Source organism: Streptomyces sp. NPDC111606, assembly GCF_055656945.1.
In genome coordinates this window covers 608339-625606 of sequence record NZ_JBVKBY010000006.1, presented here as the reverse complement: position 1 = coordinate 625606, position 17268 = coordinate 608339, and the positions used below count along the sequence as shown (strand labels likewise).

Annotated in this window: 20 protein-coding genes; 10 read left to right on the top strand and 10 right to left on the bottom strand. The window is 70.3% G+C overall.

Annotated elements, in window-relative coordinates:
* Entirely contained in the window at positions 1–1266 is a 1266-nt protein-coding gene (locus ACZ7M7_RS24345; protein WP_472120221.1) for a VWA domain-containing protein, read from the top strand.
* Positions 1266–2069 (top strand): hypothetical protein, encoded by an 804-nt coding sequence (locus tag ACZ7M7_RS24340; protein WP_472120219.1) that lies wholly within the window; start codon positions 1266–1268, stop codon positions 2067–2069. Before ACZ7M7_RS24345 ends, ACZ7M7_RS24340 begins: the two co-directional genes overlap by 1 nt.
* Before the next feature lie 62 nt (positions 2070–2131).
* On the opposite strand, the gene ACZ7M7_RS24335 is transcribed toward ACZ7M7_RS24340, so the two are convergent.
* Entirely contained in the window at positions 2132–2758 is a 627-nt protein-coding gene (locus ACZ7M7_RS24335; RefSeq protein WP_472120217.1) for a winged helix-turn-helix transcriptional regulator, read from the bottom strand.
* 87 nt (positions 2759–2845) lie between these two features.
* Here ACZ7M7_RS24335 and ACZ7M7_RS24330 point away from each other — a divergent pair, with 87 nt between their 5' ends.
* The 5 genes from ACZ7M7_RS24330 (at position 2846) to ACZ7M7_RS24310 (ending at position 6520) form a co-directional block, all read left to right on the top strand.
* Positions 2846–4057, top strand: coding sequence for a pyridoxal phosphate-dependent aminotransferase (locus ACZ7M7_RS24330; RefSeq protein ID WP_383609552.1), 1212 nt, complete (start codon positions 2846–2848; stop codon positions 4055–4057).
* Between the two features lie 26 nt (positions 4058–4083).
* Positions 4084–4620, top strand: coding sequence for an HAD domain-containing protein (locus ACZ7M7_RS24325; RefSeq protein WP_472120215.1), 537 nt, complete (start codon positions 4084–4086; stop codon positions 4618–4620).
* 101 nt (positions 4621–4721) lie between these two features.
* Entirely contained in the window at positions 4722–5321 is a 600-nt protein-coding gene (locus ACZ7M7_RS24320) for a histidine phosphatase family protein (RefSeq protein WP_383609546.1), read from the top strand.
* A 95-nt stretch (positions 5322–5416) separates the two neighbouring features.
* On the top strand, positions 5417–6046 hold the full coding sequence (locus ACZ7M7_RS24315) for a hypothetical protein (RefSeq protein WP_472120213.1): 630 nt from the start codon (positions 5417–5419) through the stop codon (positions 6044–6046).
* Between the two features lie 51 nt (positions 6047–6097).
* Positions 6098–6520: an acyl-CoA thioesterase gene (locus tag ACZ7M7_RS24310; RefSeq protein ID WP_383609540.1), complete on the top strand. Its 423-nt coding sequence runs from the start codon at positions 6098–6100 to the stop codon at positions 6518–6520.
* Here the strand turns inward: ACZ7M7_RS24310 and ACZ7M7_RS24305 are convergent, their stop codons facing one another.
* Positions 6521–6916, bottom strand: coding sequence for a winged helix-turn-helix transcriptional regulator (locus ACZ7M7_RS24305; RefSeq protein WP_451171953.1), 396 nt, complete (start codon positions 6914–6916; stop codon positions 6521–6523).
* A 93-nt stretch (positions 6917–7009) separates the two neighbouring features.
* Here ACZ7M7_RS24305 and ACZ7M7_RS24300 point away from each other — a divergent pair, with 93 nt between their 5' ends.
* Positions 7010–8437, top strand: a complete 1428-nt coding sequence (locus ACZ7M7_RS24300) for an MFS transporter (RefSeq protein WP_472120211.1) — start codon at positions 7010–7012, stop codon at positions 8435–8437.
* A 73-nt stretch (positions 8438–8510) separates the two neighbouring features.
* Positions 8511–8960 carry a spore-associated protein gene (locus ACZ7M7_RS24295; protein ID WP_383609532.1) on the top strand — a complete coding sequence of 150 codons (450 nt, stop codon included), beginning with the start codon at positions 8511–8513 and terminating at the stop codon, positions 8958–8960.
* A gap of 78 nt (positions 8961–9038) precedes the next feature.
* On the opposite strand, the gene ACZ7M7_RS24290 is transcribed toward ACZ7M7_RS24295, so the two are convergent.
* Positions 9039–10691 carry a serine/threonine-protein kinase gene (locus ACZ7M7_RS24290; protein WP_472120209.1) on the bottom strand — a complete coding sequence of 551 codons (1653 nt, stop codon included), beginning with the start codon at positions 10689–10691 and terminating at the stop codon, positions 9039–9041.
* A gap of 115 nt (positions 10692–10806) precedes the next feature.
* Here ACZ7M7_RS24290 and ACZ7M7_RS24285 point away from each other — a divergent pair, with 115 nt between their 5' ends.
* Complete coding sequence (locus tag ACZ7M7_RS24285; RefSeq protein ID WP_383622776.1) at positions 10807–11409, top strand: 3'-5' exonuclease; 603 nt, start codon at positions 10807–10809, stop codon at positions 11407–11409.
* Here ACZ7M7_RS24285 and ACZ7M7_RS24280 read toward each other — a convergent pair.
* The 7 genes from ACZ7M7_RS24280 to ACZ7M7_RS24250 form a co-directional block, all read right to left on the bottom strand.
* Positions 11375–12769: a nucleobase:cation symporter-2 family protein gene (locus ACZ7M7_RS24280; RefSeq protein WP_472120207.1), complete on the bottom strand. Its 1395-nt coding sequence runs from the start codon at positions 12767–12769 to the stop codon at positions 11375–11377. The genes ACZ7M7_RS24285 and ACZ7M7_RS24280 overlap by 35 nt on opposite strands.
* 221 nt (positions 12770–12990) lie before the next feature.
* Entirely contained in the window at positions 12991–14370 is a 1380-nt protein-coding gene (locus ACZ7M7_RS24275; protein WP_383622778.1) for an 8-oxoguanine deaminase, read from the bottom strand.
* Positions 14371–14502: 132 nt separating this feature from the next.
* A complete protein-coding gene (gene pucL, locus ACZ7M7_RS24270) occupies positions 14503–15426 on the bottom strand; it encodes a factor-independent urate hydroxylase (RefSeq protein WP_383609518.1) in 924 nt (307 codons plus the stop codon).
* A gap of 5 nt (positions 15427–15431) precedes the next feature.
* On the bottom strand, positions 15432–15824 hold the full coding sequence (gene uraH / locus ACZ7M7_RS24265; protein WP_451171969.1) for a hydroxyisourate hydrolase: 393 nt from the start codon (positions 15822–15824) through the stop codon (positions 15432–15434).
* Positions 15825–15856: 32 nt separating this feature from the next.
* Complete coding sequence (gene uraD, locus ACZ7M7_RS24260; protein ID WP_389440398.1) at positions 15857–16366, bottom strand: 2-oxo-4-hydroxy-4-carboxy-5-ureidoimidazoline decarboxylase; 510 nt, start codon at positions 16364–16366, stop codon at positions 15857–15859.
* Positions 16367–16518: 152 nt separating this feature from the next.
* Positions 16519–16887, bottom strand: a complete 369-nt coding sequence (locus ACZ7M7_RS24255) for a helix-turn-helix domain-containing protein (protein WP_472120204.1) — start codon at positions 16885–16887, stop codon at positions 16519–16521.
* Entirely contained in the window at positions 16884–17135 is a 252-nt protein-coding gene (locus tag ACZ7M7_RS24250) for a YkoF family thiamine-binding protein (RefSeq protein ID WP_328421642.1), read from the bottom strand. Before ACZ7M7_RS24250 ends, ACZ7M7_RS24255 begins: the two co-directional genes overlap by 4 nt.
* Positions 17136–17268 lie beyond the last annotated feature (133 nt).

The window sequence follows — 17268 nt, the reverse complement described above, 5'->3', positions numbered from 1 at the left end:
ATGATCACAAGAACACGGCTGGCGACCGGGGTTTGCGCCCTGCTCGCCGCGCTTGCGGCCGGGATGGCGTTCCCGGCCGGGGCGGTTGCCGATGAGACCAGCGCGTTGGCGCCCAAGGTCGATCTCGTCCTCGACGTGAGCGGCTCGATGCGGGCCAGGGACATCGACGGCCAGTCCCGGATGGCCGCGGCGAAGCAGGCCTTCAACGAGGTGCTGGACGCGACGCCCGAAGAGGTCCAGCTCGGCATCCGCACGCTCGGCGCCAACTACCCGGGCGACGACCGCAAGACGGGCTGCAAGGACACCGCGCAGCTCTACCCGGTCGGCCCGCTGGACCGCACCGAGGCCAAGACGGCGGTGGCGACCCTCACGCCGACCGGCTGGACGCCCATCGGTCCCGCGCTGCTCAAGGCGGCCGACGACCTCGACGGCGGCGAGGGTTCCAAGCGGATCGTGCTGATCAGCGACGGCGAGGACACCTGCGCCCCGCTCGACCCGTGCGAGGTGGCCCGGGAGATCGCCGCCAAGGGCATCGGCCTGACCATCGACACGCTCGGCCTGGTCCCGAACACCAAGATGCGGCAGCAGCTCAGCTGCATCGCCGAGGCGACCGGCGGGACGTTCACCTCGGTCGAGCACACCGAGGAACTCACCGACAAGGTCAATCAGTTGGTGGACCGCGCGGCCGATCCCGTGGTGACGCCGGTCGCGACGACGGGCGCGGACCGGTGCGCGAAGGCGCCCACGCTGAAGTCCGGCCTGTACACCGACCGCGAGGAGTTCGGGCAGCAGCGCTGGTACCGGGTGGACGTCGAGCCCGGCCAGGAGCTGCGCGCCTCGGTGAGCGTGTCGGCCGACCGGGCGGTGAACCCCTCGTACGGAGTGCTGCTGCGGGCGGTGACCGAGCGCGGGCGGGAGATCGTACGCGGCGAGTCGGCGGGCAACGGCCGTACGGATGTCATGTCGACCGGCCTGCGCTATCCGAAGGCCGAGGCCGACGACGAGGACACCTCGACCGCCGAGACCGTATGCCTCCAGGTCACCCACTCCTTCTCGGCCGGCTCCGGTGTGCAGACCACGCCCGGGCTGCCGCTGGAGCTGACGATCGACGTCGTGGACGGGCCGTCGCAGTCGAGCGACGTGGCCTCCTTCGGCCTCGGGCGCGGCTGGTGGCTGCTCGGCGCGCTGATCCTCGCCGGCTTCCTCGCCGGTCTCGTCTGGGGCTGGCTGTCACGCTGGCGGGTCGCGGTCTGGAGGACCAACTGATGCGGATCACACGTGTGTTGAGCGTTGCCCTGCTCATGCTCGGGCTGGCGGTCACCCCGGCGGTGGCCGACACCTCTCCCTCCCCCAGCGCTTCGGACGACGGCGGCGCGCCGACCCTGGCGGGCACCTCCTTCCGTACGGCGACCGAGATCGAGCAGGGGCAGACGGCCACCGCGAGCGCTTCCACGGGCGACTACCTGTACTGGTCGTTCCCTGCGGACGCCGGTCTGCGCCCCACCGTCAGGGCGACGGTGAAGCTGCCCGACACGCACGCCGCCGAGACCTGGCAGATCGACGTGTACGACGGTCTGCGCCGCCGTCAGGCCTGCCAGTACGGAGCACAGACCCGCACCGCGGCGGCGAACGCGGGCACGGTCGAGCTGACCTGCGTCCTGCGCACCGTCCGCGGCTGGTCGGAGCCCTGGGCCAATGACCCGCTGCCGGGCACGTACTACATCCGTCTGACGGTCGTGGACGTGCCCACCTCCGACCTCGGCCTGCCGGTCGGCGCCGAGGTCCGGGTCGACTCCAAGGACATCGGCGGTTCGGCCGCGGTCGACGGGACGCTGGCGGAGCCGCTGGTGCCCGGGGTCGCCGTCAAGTCCCAGGACGACTCGGAGAGTTCGTCCGCCTCGGCCGTGCTGTCCAGCATCGAGCCCGAGGACGGCTGGGCCTCCGGCTGGTGGTCCGACCGCTGGGTGTGGACGGCGATCGGCGGCGCGCTGGCCGCGCTCGCGGGTGTCGCCGGGTACGCGCTGACGCGCGGGCCGGGCCGGCCGTCACGGGTGCCGCCGGGCGCCTGACAGCTCGTCACGCCGACCGACAAGGCCCGTCGTACACGACCGTACGGCGGGCCTTGTGCTGGTCAGACGTCGAGCAGGGCCTTGGCCAGGGTTCCGTCCCCGCTCACCTCGATACGGCCGTCCCGTACGGCGTCAGCCACGCTCAACTCCCCTCGCGCGAGGGCCTCGCACGTCCCGGGGTCCAGGACCAGCCGCGCGTCGGGTTCACCGGGGGCGGGCCCGTCCCCGTAGACCGGCCCGTCCTCGGCGCCGACGTACAGGTGGAAGTCCCCCTCCTCCAGGCGGACTTCGACGAGCCCTGCACCCTCCAGGGATCGCAGCAGAGGCAGCGCGAACCAGTGCGCGCGCACGGCGTCGGTGGGCCGTCGCTCGCCGAGTTCGGGCTGCCCCCACTCCCCCAGCGCCTGGAGGACGGGCAGCAACTCCCGCCCCCGCGAGGTGAGTTCGTACACGTACGCCGCTCCCGGCGGGGGCAGCTTGCGCCGCGTGCTGATGCCGTCCCGTTCCATGTCCTTCAGCCGCGAGGCGAGTACGTCCGTGCTGACGCCCGGCAGGTCGGCGTGCAGGTCGGTGTAGCGCCGCGGGCCGGCCAGCAGCTCCCGGACGATCAGCAGGGTCCAGCGGTCGCCGACGACGTCGAGCGCGCGGGCGGCGGAACAGTACTGGTCGTAGCTTCGGCGAGGTGACATGCGACGCAGTCTAGACATGTTGTTGGACTTTCCAAGCTCGAACTTGGTAAAACCAAGCAACACACGAAACCGGAGGGGCGAGCGCGCATGGAGTTCCGGCAGTCGAGCAAGCTGAGCGAGGTCTGTTACGAGATCCGCGGCCCGGTGATCGAGCATGCGAACGCGCTGGAGGAGGCGGGCCACAGCGTGCTGCGCCTGAACACCGGCAACCCCGCGCTCTTCGGCTTCGAGGCGCCGGAGGAGATCCTCCAGGACATGATCCGGATGCTCCCCCAGGCGCACGGCTACACCGACTCGCGCGGCATCCTCTCCGCCCGCCGGGCCGTGGCCCAGCGCTACCAGACGCTCGGCCTGGAGGTCGGCGTCGACGACGTCTTCCTCGGCAACGGCGTGTCCGAGCTGGTCTCCATGGCCGTACAGGCACTGCTCGAGGACGGCGACGAGATCCTCATCCCCGCCCCGGACTTCCCCCTCTGGACCGCGGTGACGACCCTCGCCGGCGGCAAGGCCGTGCACTACCTGTGCGACGAGCAGGCCGACTGGTACCCGGACCTGGACGACATGGCGTCGAAGATCACGGACCGCACACGCGCCGTGGTCATCATCAACCCGAACAACCCGACCGGTGCGGTGTACCCCAAGGAGATCCTCGAGGGCATCCTCGACCTCGCCCGGCGCCACGGCCTGATGGTCTTCGCCGACGAGATCTACGACCAGATCCTCTACGACGACGCCGTGCACCACTCGGTCGCGACCCTCGCCCCCGACCTGGTGGTCCTCACCTTCTGCGGCCTGTCCAAGACGTACCGGGTGGCGGGATTCCGCTCCGGCTGGCTCGTCGTCACCGGCCCGAGGCAGCATGCGAAGGACTATCTGGAGGGCCTGACGATGCTGGCCTCCATGCGGCTGTGCGCCAATGCACCCGCCCAGTACGCCATCCAGGCCGCGCTCGGTGGCCGCCAGTCCATTCGCGAGCTGACCGTGCCGGGCGGGCGGCTGTACGAACAGCGCAACGTGGCCTGGGAGAAGCTCAACGAGATCCCCGGCGTGTCGTGCGTGAAGCCGAAGGGCTCGCTGTACGCGTTCCCGCGCCTCGACCCCAAGGTCTACAAGATCCATGACGACGAGAAGTTCGTCCTGGACCTGCTCCTGCGGGAGAAGATCCAGGTCGTGCAGGGCACGGGCTTCAACTGGCCGACACCCGATCACTTCCGGATCCTGACCCTGCCGTACGCGGACGACCTGGAGGCGGCGATCGGGCGGATCGGGCGATTCCTGAGCGGGTATCGGCAGACCTGAGCGTCCGGGGTGGGTAGAACCCGGGTATGAGTACCCGCCCTCTGCTGCTGCTCGACGTGGACGGCCCTCTCAACCCGTTCCGCGCCCCGTACCTCCGCCATCGCGGCTACGTGACGTGCCGGCTGCGCCCCGCCAACTGGTCCGCCCGGCAGCGGCCGGGGTCCCGGCGGCTGCGCCGGGGCTTGAAGGTGCGCCTGCATCCGGGGCACGGAGAGCGGCTGCTGGCGCTGCCGTACGACCTGGTGTGGGCCTCCACCTGGCAGCACCAGGCCAACGAGATGATCGGGCCGGTGATCGGGCTGCCGGGCGATCTGCCGGTCATCGAGTGGCCCGAGCTGTTCGGGACGGATCCGGACGGGCTGTACTGGAAGACCCGGCACGTGGTCGCGTGGGCGGCGGGGCGGCCCTTCGTCTGGGTCGACGACATGATCACCGACCTGGACGTACGGCATGTCGCAGCCCACCATGACGCGGCCGCCCTGCTCGTGCCGGTCGACGCGCGCAAGGGGCTGCGCGAGCGGGACTTCGCGGAGTTGGAGCGGTGGGCTCCAGAGGGTGCCTGACGATTCCCCTCGTCCGCCCGGAGGGCGGGCCCCGCGGCGAGCGTGCGTGCCGGACGCCGCGGCGCAGGAGGGAATTGTCAGACGCCCCCTAGCCTGGACACATGAGTGATCTCTTTCTCGTCCGGCACGGCGAGACAGCTTGGTCGCGGTCGGGGCGGCACACGGGCTGGACGGACGTACCGCTCACCGAGCACGGGCGGGAGGAGGCACGGCGGCTGGTGCCGATGATCCGCTCGCACCGGATCGGGGCGGCGTTCGTCAGCCCGTCGCAACGGGCGCGGGAGACCGCCGAGCTGATCGGACTGCACGACGTGCGGGTCGACGCCGATCTGCGGGAGTGGGACTACGGCGGCTACGAGGGCATCACGACCGTCGAGATCCAGCGCGAGCGGCCGGGGTGGTTCCTGTTCACGGACGGGGTCGCACCGGGGCCGCCCGACCGTCCCGGGGAGAGTCCGGAGCAGGTCGGGGAGCGCGCCGACCGGATGCTGGCCAAGGTGGACGCCGCCTTCGCCAACACCGAGGGGTGCGTGGTGCTCGTGGCGCACGGTCACTTCCTGCGGGTGCTCACGGCACGGCGGCTCGGGCTGCCGGCGTCGGACGGGGCGCTGTTCCAGCTGGCGACGGGGACGCTGTGCCGGCTGGGTACGGAGCACGGTCGGCCCGTGATCGCCGGGTGGAATGTCAGACCCGGGTCGTAACCTTCCCAGCAGATGGGCCGGTCCTGCCCGGAGGTGGGGCCGACGCCGTGCCCCGAGGCCGGGCCGGTGCCCCAGCACCCGGGAAGGAGCACGCCGTGACTCGACCGCCGACCGCCGCTCAGCGGCGTGTCATCGACGCCGCCGATTCCGTCACCGGGCGGCTGAGGGGTACGGAGGCCCAGCTCGCGGCGCTGGTGAAGCGGGGGCTCGCCTTCCGGCACCCGCGGCCGCCGCACGATCACTTTCTGACGCCGGCGGGGCATCGGATTCGGGAGGCCGAGCCGGCACCGCCCGCACAGACCGAGGACACCGCGGCCAGAGGCGTGTTCGCCGCGCGGACCGGCGGTGAGGAGGACGCCCCGCGCTCGGGCCCGGCCCGGCTGCGCGAGGTGCGCGGGGCCTGGCAGGGTCTGCTGGAGCTGCGCCGGATGACCAGCCCGGACGGGGCGGTGGACCGGCCGTGCGGCTGGGAGCGTACGCATCTGGTGCAGGCCGCCGCGCTCGCGCTGGAGGCGGCCGGCCACCCTCCGGCCGGGCCGGACTCCGCGGACGGGTACCGGGTGCGGGCGACCCCGCAGCCGGAGGCCGTCGCCGTGCACGAGAGCGACGGCGCGCGGCTGCGGGCCTGCGCGGCCACACTGGAAGAGGCGGGCTGGCAGGTCGGCGAGCACACCGAGCCGCGCACCAGGGCGCGCTATCTGCTGGCGTCCCCACGACGGGCATGACGTGCGTGCCAAGATCGGTGCACTGGGCACCATGAGCGAGAAGGGGAAGCAGTGAGCGAGCAGTTTTCCGTCCGGGTCACCGTCCGCGGCTACGAGACCGACACCCAGGGGCACGTCAACCAGAGCGTGTACATCAACTACGCCGAGCACGCGCGCTGGTCGCTGCTCCAGGCCGCGGGCATCACCCAGACGGGACTGATAGGCAAGGGCGTGGGTCCCGTCGCGCTGGAGACGACCATCCGCTACAAACGCGAGCTCCTCGCCGGTGACGAGGTGGACATCACCTGTGCCTTCGAGTGGTCGGACGGCCGGACGTTCAGTGTCCTGCAGACCATCAGCAAGGCCGACGGCACGGTGGCGGCCGAACTCAAGGGTGTCGGCGGGCTGCTGGACCTGAAGGAACGCAAGCTGGTGGCGAACCCGCAGGACTACTTCAAGGAACTGTCCACGGACCCGAGCCTGTTCGGGCTGTAGTCAGACCTGCTCCTTGTCGTGCTCGGCGTCGTAGGTGGCACGCGACTCGGCGATGTAGACCCTGTTCCGCTCGGCCCAGTCGGTCAGGCGCTGCAGGGTCTCGTGCAACTCCAGTGCCACCGGCGTCAGTTCATACTCCACCTTCGGCGGCACCGTCGGATGGACGGTGCGGGTGACGAGACCGTCGCGCTCCAGATTGCGCAGGGTGAGGGTCAGCATCCGGCGGCTGATGCCCTCGATGCTGCGTTCCAACTCGGTGAAGCGAATGGGTCCGTGCGCGGCGGCGACGAGGATCTGGACGCTCCACTTCCCGGAGACCCTGTCAAGAACTTCGCGCACCGGGCACGCGTGCGCGTTCACTGCCTGGACGGTTACACCGGTGTTCCTCCGGGACATCGAACTGCCTCCTTATGCCGCTCTCCAATGGTCACTCACGATGTACCCCGTTACAAGTCGTGCACCATTGGAGAATCCGGAGGCAGGACCGCCATGACGGCCATCGTCGAGTCCCCGACGCGGACACCACACCGAACGTACTCCCGCTGGGCATCCCTCGTCGTCCTGTGCGCGGGGACCCTGATGACGATCCTGGACGGCAACATCGTCACGGTCGCCATGCCCGCCGTCCAGAGCGACCTCGGCTTCTCGGGGCCGGGCCTCGCCTGGGTCGTCAACGCCTATCTGATCCCCTTCGGCGGGTTGCTGCTGCTGGTGGGCCGGCTCGGCGACCTGGTCGGCCGCAAGCGGATGTTCACCGCGGGGCTCGCCGTGTTCACGGCAGCCTCCGTGCTGTGCGGGGTGGCGACCGAGCAGGGTGTGCTGATCGCGGCGCGCGCCCTGCAGGGCGTGGGCGGGGCGATGACCTCGGCCGTGGTGCTCGGCATGCTGGTGGCGCTGTTCCCCGAGCCACGTGAACAGGCCCGCGCCATCGCGGTGTTCAGCGCGGTCGGCGCGGCGGGCGGGGCGCTCGGCACGTTCCTCGGCGGGGCGCTGACCGAGGCCCTGAACTGGCACTGGATCTTCCTGATCAACCTGCCGATCGGGATCGTGGCGTGGCTCGCGGCGCTACGGGTGCTGGAGCCGGACCGCGGCGCCGGACTCGGCAAGGGCGCCGACTACCCGGGCGCGGCGCTGGTCACCGGCGCGCTGATGCTCACGGTGTTCGTCATCGTCGGCGCCGGGGAGCGCGACCTCACCGCCACTCTGCTCCTGGCCGCCCTGGCCCTCGCCCTGTTCGTGGCATTCACGCTCCGCCAGGCGCGAGCTGCGCGTCCGCTGCTGCGGCTGCACCTGTTCGGCTCCCGGCTGCTGAGTGGCGCGAACGCCGTGCAGATCCTGATGATCGCGACGATGTACGGCTTCCAGTTCATCGGCGCGCTGTATCTCCAACGCGTCCTGGGCTACGGCGAGTTGCTCACCGGCACGGCATTCCTGCCGGCTCCGATCGCGATCGGCGTGCTGATGCTGGGCCTGTCGGCGCGGACCGTCGGCCGATACGGGGCGTACCGGGTCCTGCTGGCGGGGCTGGTCCTCATCGTCGCGGGCATGGCGCTGCTGAGCCGCGCGCCGGTCGACGGCTCGTACCTCACCGACGTACTCCCGCCGCTGCTTCTGCTCGCCACCGGCTTCGCCGCGGCGATGCCGGCGCTGACCGGGCTCGCGATGTCGGGGGCCCGGGAGGAGGACGCTGGGCTGGCGTCCGGGCTCTTCAACACCACGCAGGTGGTGGGCGGTTCGCTGGGTCTGGCGGTGCTCTCGGTCCTGGCCGCGAGCCGCACCGACGGCCTGCGCGAGCGCGGTACGGAACTGGTGACCGCCACGGCAGCGGGTTATCAACTGGCTTTCCAGGTAGGGGCGTTGATCGCGGTGGGCGCCCTGACGCTCGCGGCGGTGACGCTGCGATCGCGACAGAAATGAGCACAACCATTCGTATACCCCGCGGGTCACATCATGCAGGAGCAACCAACTCCAATGGTTACCAGGGGGAAATATGCGATTCACCCGTTCCGTCCTGTCCGGCGCCGCGGTGGCGGCCCTGATGGTGGGGAGCACGGCCGCCCTGGCCGCGCCCGCCTCCGCGGCGCCCAACACCACCCCGCAGAAGGTCTGCGGCAGCGCCTACAAGACCGTGAACTCGGCGCCCGTCGGCTCGCTGGGCACCGTCTACCTGACGTACAACGCCTCCAACGGCGAGAACTGCGTCGTGACCATCCGCAAGAACCCGGGCGCCGCCCAGGACATGTCCGCGTGGATCTACGTCCCCGACACCGAAGAGTTCCACGAGGACAACGGCAGCTTCACGTCGTACGCCGGACCGACCTACGTCACCGGCAAGGGCCACTGCGTCGACTGGGGCGGGCACATCAAGAACGTGTACGTGCAGGTGACCGGCTCCAACTGCGGTTCCCTCAAGGAGAACCGGGTGACCTTCACCCGCTGATCCGGCCCCACAGGGACACCGCTCGCCCCGGCAGGACTCCCCGAGTTCTGCCGGGGCGGGCGCGCGTCGCCTCGGGGGCTAGGCCGCGTTCTTCCAGACCGTCATGTCCAGGCTCAGCGAGGCAAGCTCCGGCAGCGCCGTCGACTTGGTCTGGATCACGAGCAGCGCGATGTCCCCGGAGGAGTGCTTGACGCAGATCTCGCTGCCGGCCGCCACCGAGGCCAGCGTCCAGCGGTGGCGATCGGCACCACCCAGCAGGAGACGGCACTCGTCGAGGGTCGTCCCCGCGCTGCCGAACATCTGGAGGAACACGCTGGTGTCGCTCTCGATCGCACAGCCGACGTCCTTGCAGTCGAGGCGGATGTCGCCTTTGCGGTCCTCGCGCCAGAGCGGCTTCTTGAAGCTCAGTGACGTCTCGGCGGTCAGCAGCACGGGGGCTTGGGTGAGGACTTGCGGTGACGCAGACGTGGTCGGGGAGACCTTCGACGCCTCCGGTGTCCGGGCACCGGTTCCCGACGCCTCGGCGCCGCCCTCCGACGTCGGCGCGGACGCCGACGACGACGCCCCCCGCTCCGACCCCGACGGCCGTGCGGGGTCCTCGGGACCGGACGTCGAGGTTGCGCCGGCGACCCAGTCGCCGAACCTGTCCGCCGCGTCCGAGACCAGCCACGCATAACCTGTCAGCACCAGAGCCCCGGCCGTCACCGCCGCGGTCGTGATCAGCGCGGCACGCCGTCTGCGTGGTCGCCGCTCGTCGGGCTCCGCCGGATGCGGCTGTGGCTGCGTGGCGACCAACGGCCGTGTGTGCAGCACCCGGGTGGGATCGGGCACCGGGGACGGAACCGTCACCTCCAGCCCCATGACGTCCTGCCAGACGGTCGGCCCCGCGCCCGCTTCGGCGTCGGCCCCGAGCCGCTGCCGGCACCACTCGATGATCTCCGCCGAGGTCGCGCGCTCCTCCGGGGCCGCGGCCAGGCACCGGGCGAACAGGGGACGGAGTTGCTCGGGCAGCGCGGACAGGTCGGGTTCGTCGTGCACGATCCGGTACAGCACACCGGGGGCCGAACCCTCCCCGTAGAGCGGCCGGCCCAGCGCCGCGAACGCCGCCGTCTGGCCCAGCGCGAAGACATCCGTCGCCGCCGTGACCTCGCCCCCGGACGCCTGCTCGGGAGCCATGAAGTGGGGCGTACCGACGGTGGAGCCCGCGGCTGTGTGGGAGCTGAGGTCGGCGGCCAGCGAGATGCCGAAGTCGATCACCCGGGGCCCGTCGGCGGCCAGCAGCACGTTCGACGGCTTCAGGTCCCGGTGCACGATTCCCGCACCATGGATGGCCTGCAGCGCCTCGGCCACCCCCGCCATCAGCCACAGCACCGCGGGCACCGGCAGCGGGCCACGCCGGGCGACGGCCTCCGTCAGGGAGGGCCCGGGCACATACAGCGTGGCCAGCCAGGGCGGTACGCCGTCCGCGTCGGCGTCGATCAGCTCGGCGGTGTACGCGCCACGGACCCGCCGGGCCGCCTCCACCTCCCGGCGGAATCGCCGTCGGAAGCCCGGATCGTCAGCCAGCTCCGGGCGTACCACCTTGATCGCCACCGGTCGGCCGCCCTGCGTGTGCGACAGAAAGACCCGGCCCATGCCACCGGCGCCGAGCCGGGCGGCGAGGCGGTATCCGGCCACGACGGGCGGATCGTCCGCCTGGAGTGGCTGGAACACCTCAGTCGCGTTGCTCATCGGCCCGCTTCCCCCTCATCCCCTGAACCCCTGGTCAACCATGAGTTGACCGAGGCAGAAGCCTAAGCGGAATTCGGATGCGGAAGGCCCCGGCCGCCTGGGAAGCTCCCACTCCATGGCCGCACGACGCATCAAACCCAGCCTGTACATCTCCGTCGACATCGAGGCCGACGGCCCCATCCCGGGTCCCTACTCCATGCTGAGCCTCGGCGCCGCCGTCGCCGGGGTGCAGGACGCCGGCGGATTCACGGCCGCCGACCCGGAGAAGGACACCTTCTACCGTGAACTACGGCCGATCAGCGAGGAGTTCGTCCCCGAGGCGCTGGCCGTGAGCGGGCTCGATCGGGAGCGCCTGCGCAAGGAGGGTCTCGACCCCGCCCTCGCGCTCGCGCAGTTCACACGCTGGGTGCGCGAGGTCGGCGGCGACGCGCAGCCGGTGATGTGCGGCTATCCGGCGTCGTACGACTGGACGTTCCTGTACTGGTACTTGATCCGCTTCACCGGAGCGAGCCCCTTCGGGCACTCGGGCTGCCTGGACATGAAGACGCTGTACGCGACCAAGGCCGGGCTGCCGCTGCGGGCGGTGGCCAAGGGCACCATGCCGCGCGAGCTGCTGTCGCGGCGCCGCCATACGCACCATGCGCTGGACGACGCCGTCGAGCAGGCCGAGTTGTTCGCCAACCTCATGGCGTGGCCGGGGCCCGGGTCGCCCCGGTGATCTCCTCCCCTGCCTCCATGGGGTGGGTGACGTCCTGCGCGTCGCGGCTCCTGCCGAGGTGGTTGAAGACGAGGTTGAGCGCCACCGCCGCCACACAGCCCGTCGAGATGCCGGAGTCGAGGACGATCCGCGCCGTCTCCGGGAAGGAGTGGTAGAACTCCGGCGCCGTGATCGGGACGATGCCGACGGCCAGGGAGACGGCGACGATCAGGACGTTGTTGTCCCTGTCCAGACCGGCCCGGACCAGGGTCTGGATGCCGCTGGCCGCCACCGAGCCGAACAGGACCACGCCCGCGCCGCCGAGCACCGGGCGCGGTACGACCGCGATGAGCGACGCGGCCATCGGGCACAGGCCCATCAGGACCAGGAAGCCACCGCCCGCGGCGACGACGTACCGGCTGCGGATCTTCGTCATCGCGACCAGGCCGATGTTCTGGGCGAAGGCGCTGCACATGAAGCCGTTGAAGAGGGGGCTGATCGCCGAGCCGAGGGTGTCGGCGCGCAGGCCCGCCGCGATGGTCTTCTCGTCGGCCGGGCGGTCGACGATCTCACCCAACGCCAGCATGTCGGCGGTCGATTCGGTCATCGACACCACCATCACCACGCACAGCGAGATGATCGCGGCGAGCTGGAACTGCGGTGCGCCGAAGTGGAACGGGGTCGGGAAGCCGATGACGGCCGCGTCCGCGACGGGGCCGAAGTCGGTGACGCCGAACGGGATCGCGATCAGCGTGCCCGCCACCAGGCCGAGCAGGACCGCGATCTGCTTGACGAAGCCCGTGGTGAAGCGGCGCAGAAGCAGGACGATCAGCAGCGTCCCGCCCGCCAGGCCCAGGTTCGTCGCCGAACCGTAGTCGCCGGCGGCCGGGTTGGGGCCCTGCGCCCAGCCGAAGGCGACGGGGAGCAGCGAGATGCCGATCAGGGTGATGACCGTACCCGTCACGACCGGCGGGAAGAAGCGCACCGCCTTGCTGAAGAAGGGGGCGGCGAGGAAGCCGAGGAGACCGGCGACGATCACCGCGCCGAAGATGATCGGCAGGGCGTTTGACTTGTCCTCGGTGGAGGCGACGATCGCTGTCATGGGAGCGACGCCGGCGAAGGTGACGCCGTTGACGAACGGCAGCCGGGCGCCGATCTTCCATATCCCGAGGGTCTGGAGGAAGGTGGCGAGGCCCGCGGTGAACAGGCAGGCGCCGGTGAGGAAGGTCAGATCGGTCGCGGAGAGGCCTATGGCCGCGCCGACGATCAGGGGTGGGGCAACAACTCCCGCGTACATGGCGGCCACATGCTGCAGGCCGGTCGTCGCCATTTTCAGGGCGGGGAGTTTCTCGTCGACTGGATGAACGGACTTGGCGGACACTGCGGCTCTCCTCCGGTCGGTTACACGGCGGCTCTGACGTGGGTTTCAGGGAGGTGGTGCGCGGTCGTGCGGGACCGGGGACGGGCCCGTTCCGGGGGAAACGGTGACCGTTCCGGGGCGCACGCATGGGCGCGCGCCCCGGAGACGGCCGCCATGGACCCCGCTCGGGTCCACGGCCACCGGTCGGGAGCCGTCCCTCCCGACCGGAGATCTTCAACTGATCAGGCCTGCGCGGCGATCCTCGCCAGGCGCTGTGCCTCTTCGCGGGTCGAGCGGGCGATCGCGTCCTCGTCGGCCGTGCGCAGACGCCCGTCCTCCACGATCTGGCGGCCGTTCACAAACGACGCCGTGACCGGGGCCGCCGCGCCGAAGACGAGCGCGGTCACCGGGTCGGCGATGGAGGCGTGGGCGAGCGTGTCCAGCTTCCACAGCACCAGGTCGGCCAGCTTGCCCGGCTCCAGCGAGCCGATCTCGGCGGCGCGGCCGAGGACCTGGGCACCGCCGTAGGTGCCGAGCCGCAGGGCCTGCCGGGCGTTCAGGGCGGCCTCGCGGTGGGCGCCGAGGCGGTTGATCAGCAGGGCGTTGCGCAGTTCGGTGTGCAGCTCGCCGGACTCGTTGGACGCGGTGCCGTCGACACCGAGACCGACCGGGACGCCGGCCGCCAGCATGTCGGGGACGCGGGCGATGCCGGCGGCGAGGCGGGCGTTGGAGGACGGGCAGTGGGCGACACCGGTCTTCGTCCGGGCGAAGGCGGCGATGTCGGAGTCGTTCATGTGGACGCAGTGCGCCATCCACACGTCCTCGCCGAGCCAGCCGGTGGACTCGAAGTAGTCGGTCGGGCCCATGCCGAACAGCTCGTGGCAGAACTTCTCCTCCTCCACGGTCTCCGAGCCGTGGGTGTGCATGCGCACGCCGAGCCGGCGGGCCAGCTCGCCGCCCTGCTTGAGCAGCTCGGTGGAGATGGAGAACGGGGAGCAGGGGGCGACGGCGACCTGGGTCATCGCGTCGAAGGAGGAGTCATGGTGCTGCTTGACGGTCTCCTCGGTCGCGGCCAGCGCGCCTTCGAGGGTCTCGACGGCGAAGTCCGGCGGCAGCCCGCCGTCCTTCTCGCTGCGGTCCATGGAGCCGCGGGCGAGGGTGAAGCGGACGCCCATGTCGCGGGCGGCGCCGATGATGGCGCCGGAGAGGTCGCCGGAGCCCTGCGGGTAGACGTAGTGGTGGTCCATGGCGGTGGTCACGCCACCGCGGGCCATCATCGCCAGCGAGCCCTGCGCGGCGGAGCGCACCATCTGCTCGTCGATGCGCGCCCACGTCGGGTAGAGGGCGACGAGCCAGTTGAAGAGGTTGTGGTCCGTGGCCAGGCCCCGCGTGATCCACTGGTAGAAGTGGTGGTGGGTGTTGACCAGGCCGGGAGTGACCAGGTGCCCGGTGGCGTCGATGCGGCGTACGACGTTCTCCAGGCCCTCGGGGGCCTTGCCCGCGCCGAGCGACTCGATGCGGTTGTCCGCGATGACGAGGTGGCCCGTGGCGTACTCGGTGTCGTTCGCGTCCACCGTCGCGATCGAACAGTTCTCGATGACGATGCGCTGGGCTGCTGCCATGATTCGTCCCTTTTCGACGAGGTGTGCTGAGCGGAGAGGGCACGGCAGGACCCTGGGGGATTTGAGTACCGCGGCCGGGGAGCCTCACAGGCTCGCTCCTCCGGCCGCGGGTGCCGAAATGGAGTTGCTGGCTTACAGGTTGGTGAGGTCCACCGGGATCTTCGGCTCGCAGCCGTCCCGCAGGATGGTGGCCTCGATCAGGCCGTAGGGGCGGTCGGCCGCGAAGTACACCTCGTTGTCGTTCTTCAGCCCGAACGGCTCCAGGTCCACCAGGAAGTGGTGCTTGTTCGGGAGGGAGAAGCGGACCTCGTCGATCTCGCTGCGGTTGTTGATGATCCGCGAACCCATTTGGTACAGGGTCTGCTGCAGCGACAGCGAGTAGGTCTCGGCGAAGGCCTGGAGCATGTGCTTCCTGGTCTGCTCGTAGGACTTCTCCCAGTTGGGCATGCGCTGCTCGTCGTCGGTCCAGTTGAACCGCCAGCGGCCGGAGACCTGGGTGGCCAGGATGCGGTCGTAGGCCTCCTGGAGCGTCGTGTACTTGTCCTTGACGTAGCCCCAGAACTCGGAGTTGGTCGAGTTCATCACGACGAGGTCCTTGAGGCCGGAGACGACCTCCCACTTCTCACCGTCATAGGTGATCTGCGTGACCCGCGTCTCCTGGCCCTTGCGGACGAAGGAGTGCTTGACCTCATCCGCGCCGATGAACTGGGAGTTGGCGTCGGAGGCGTCGATCCGCTCCCAGGCGTACTCCTCGATCCGGATCCGGGCGACCTTGATCGGCTCCTGGCTGGTCACGAAGTGCCGGGCCAGGTGGATGCCGAACTGCTCGGCCGACTCGATGCCGTACTCCTTGGCGAACGCGAACACCGTGTTCTTGGTGGTGTCGGTCGGCAGGACGTGGGCGTTCGAGCCGGAGTAGTGGACCTCGTCCATGTCGCCGGAGAGCGCCACGGATACGTTCAGGTCCTTGATGTGATGGGTGGCGCCGTCCCGCGTGATCTTTACGACTCGGTTCTCGGCCTTGCCGTACTGGTTCTGTCCCAGGATCGTGGGCATGTCTGCTAGCTCCCTCGGTAAACGGAGTAGCCGAACGGGTTGAGCAGCAGCGGCACGTGGTAATGCTCCCCGGGGTTCACGGCGAAGGTGATCGCCACCTCGGGGAAGAACACGGCACCGCTGTCCCGATTCGCGGGGGCGTCCTGCTGCGCATCGGCTTGCTTCTTCTCGAAATACGGCTCCACGGCGAAGTCGAGCCGTACGTGTGTGGTGCCCTCCGGCAGCGCCGGCAGGTCCTTGCACCGCCCGTCCGCGTCGGTCGCGGAGCCGCCGAGCGTCTGCCAGTCCGCGCCGCGGCCGATGCGGGCTGCGAGCTGGACGGCGACGGCTTCGGCGGGGCGGCCGACGCTGGTGTCCAGGATGTGGGTGGACACGGAGGCGGTGGTGCTGGTGCTCATGGTCAGGCGTCCTCTTCGGTCTTCCTCGAAGATCAGTCTTCGTCGACGAGCCGGGCGAGCCGGATTCGGTTGATCTTGCCCAGCTCGGTGCGGACGATCTCCCGCTCCTGCTCGGGCGAGTTGCCGATCCGTTCCTTGACCGCGTCGCGCATCTGCTCCCCGGTCCGGCCGGTGGCGCAGATCAGGAAGACGTGGCCGAACTTCTCCTGGTAGGCGAGGTTCAGTTCCAACATCTCCGCCTTGAGTTCCTCGGAGGCGCCGGCCATGCCGCGCTGTTCCCGGGACGAGGTCGGGTCGCCGGGCTTGGGGCGGCCGATGGGCGGGTGGCCGGCCATCGCCTCGGCCAGGTCCTGCGCACTCAGCTCGGCCATGGCGGCGTCACTGGCGGCGTAGAGATCGTCGGCGGTGGCGTAGGGGCGGGCGCCCAGCAGCCGGTTCGCCCAGGCCGTGGAGGCGCACGCCTCGTGGAGAGCGGCGTGGGCCGCGTGCTCCTCCAGGGCGTTGAACCGGGCCAGGCCCGGGGGCGTGGAATTCGACGTCACGGGAGCCTCCGTGGCCGCGAAGGGCCTTCGTACTGAACGGGCGTGCCGTTAGCTAACGCCCTACGACGACGAGACGTCAACACTTTGTTGAAAATTCGCGGTAACGAAACCGGGCGAGCCCTCTCAGGGGTATTTCACCTGATTCGGGCCGCTCAGGGGTTCTTCTCCCGGTTCAGGTAGTTGTAGACGGTGAAGCGACTCACCCCGAGCGCGCTCGCCACGGTCTCCACCCCATGCCGCACAGAGAAGGCGCCGCGCGCCTCGAGTATCCGTACGACCTCCTGCTTGGCCTTGCGGTCCAGGTCGGCCAGTGGCCTGCCCTTCCTGCGCTCCATGGCGACCAGGATGTGATCCAGCGAGTCGGCCAGCTGCGGCAGGCGTACGGCGACGACGTCGGCACCCTCCCAGGAGAGCACGACATCCTCGGGCCCCGCCTCGTCCGGCGGGAGAATCTCGCCGCCCATGGCGTCGACCAGCGGCTTCACGGCCGCGATGAAGGGCTCGTCGCCGGTGCCGGTCACGCGTCACCCTCCCCGACCACATTGACCTGGAGCGAGATCCGGGTGGCACCGGCCTCCAGGCTCTTGCGCAGCAGGGCGTCCACGGCGGTGAGCACGGTGTCGGCACCGCCCTCCGCCGTGTTCCCGAACGGGCCGACGTCCACCTCGTCGAGCTCTGCCGCCTCGATGACCTCGCGGGCCGCCAGCGCATGCGCGGGCGCCTCGTCGAGGTCGAAGGGCTCGGTTGTGAACTCCACTCTCAATCGCACGCGGTCAACCTAACGCGCGGTGACGCTTTCCGCCGACCCCTCTTGACAAGCTTCGACACACGACGGCAATCTTCCAGTAAGCAGAAAACATCTTCCGTAATACGGAAACTCGACAACGGAAGGGAGCGCCGGC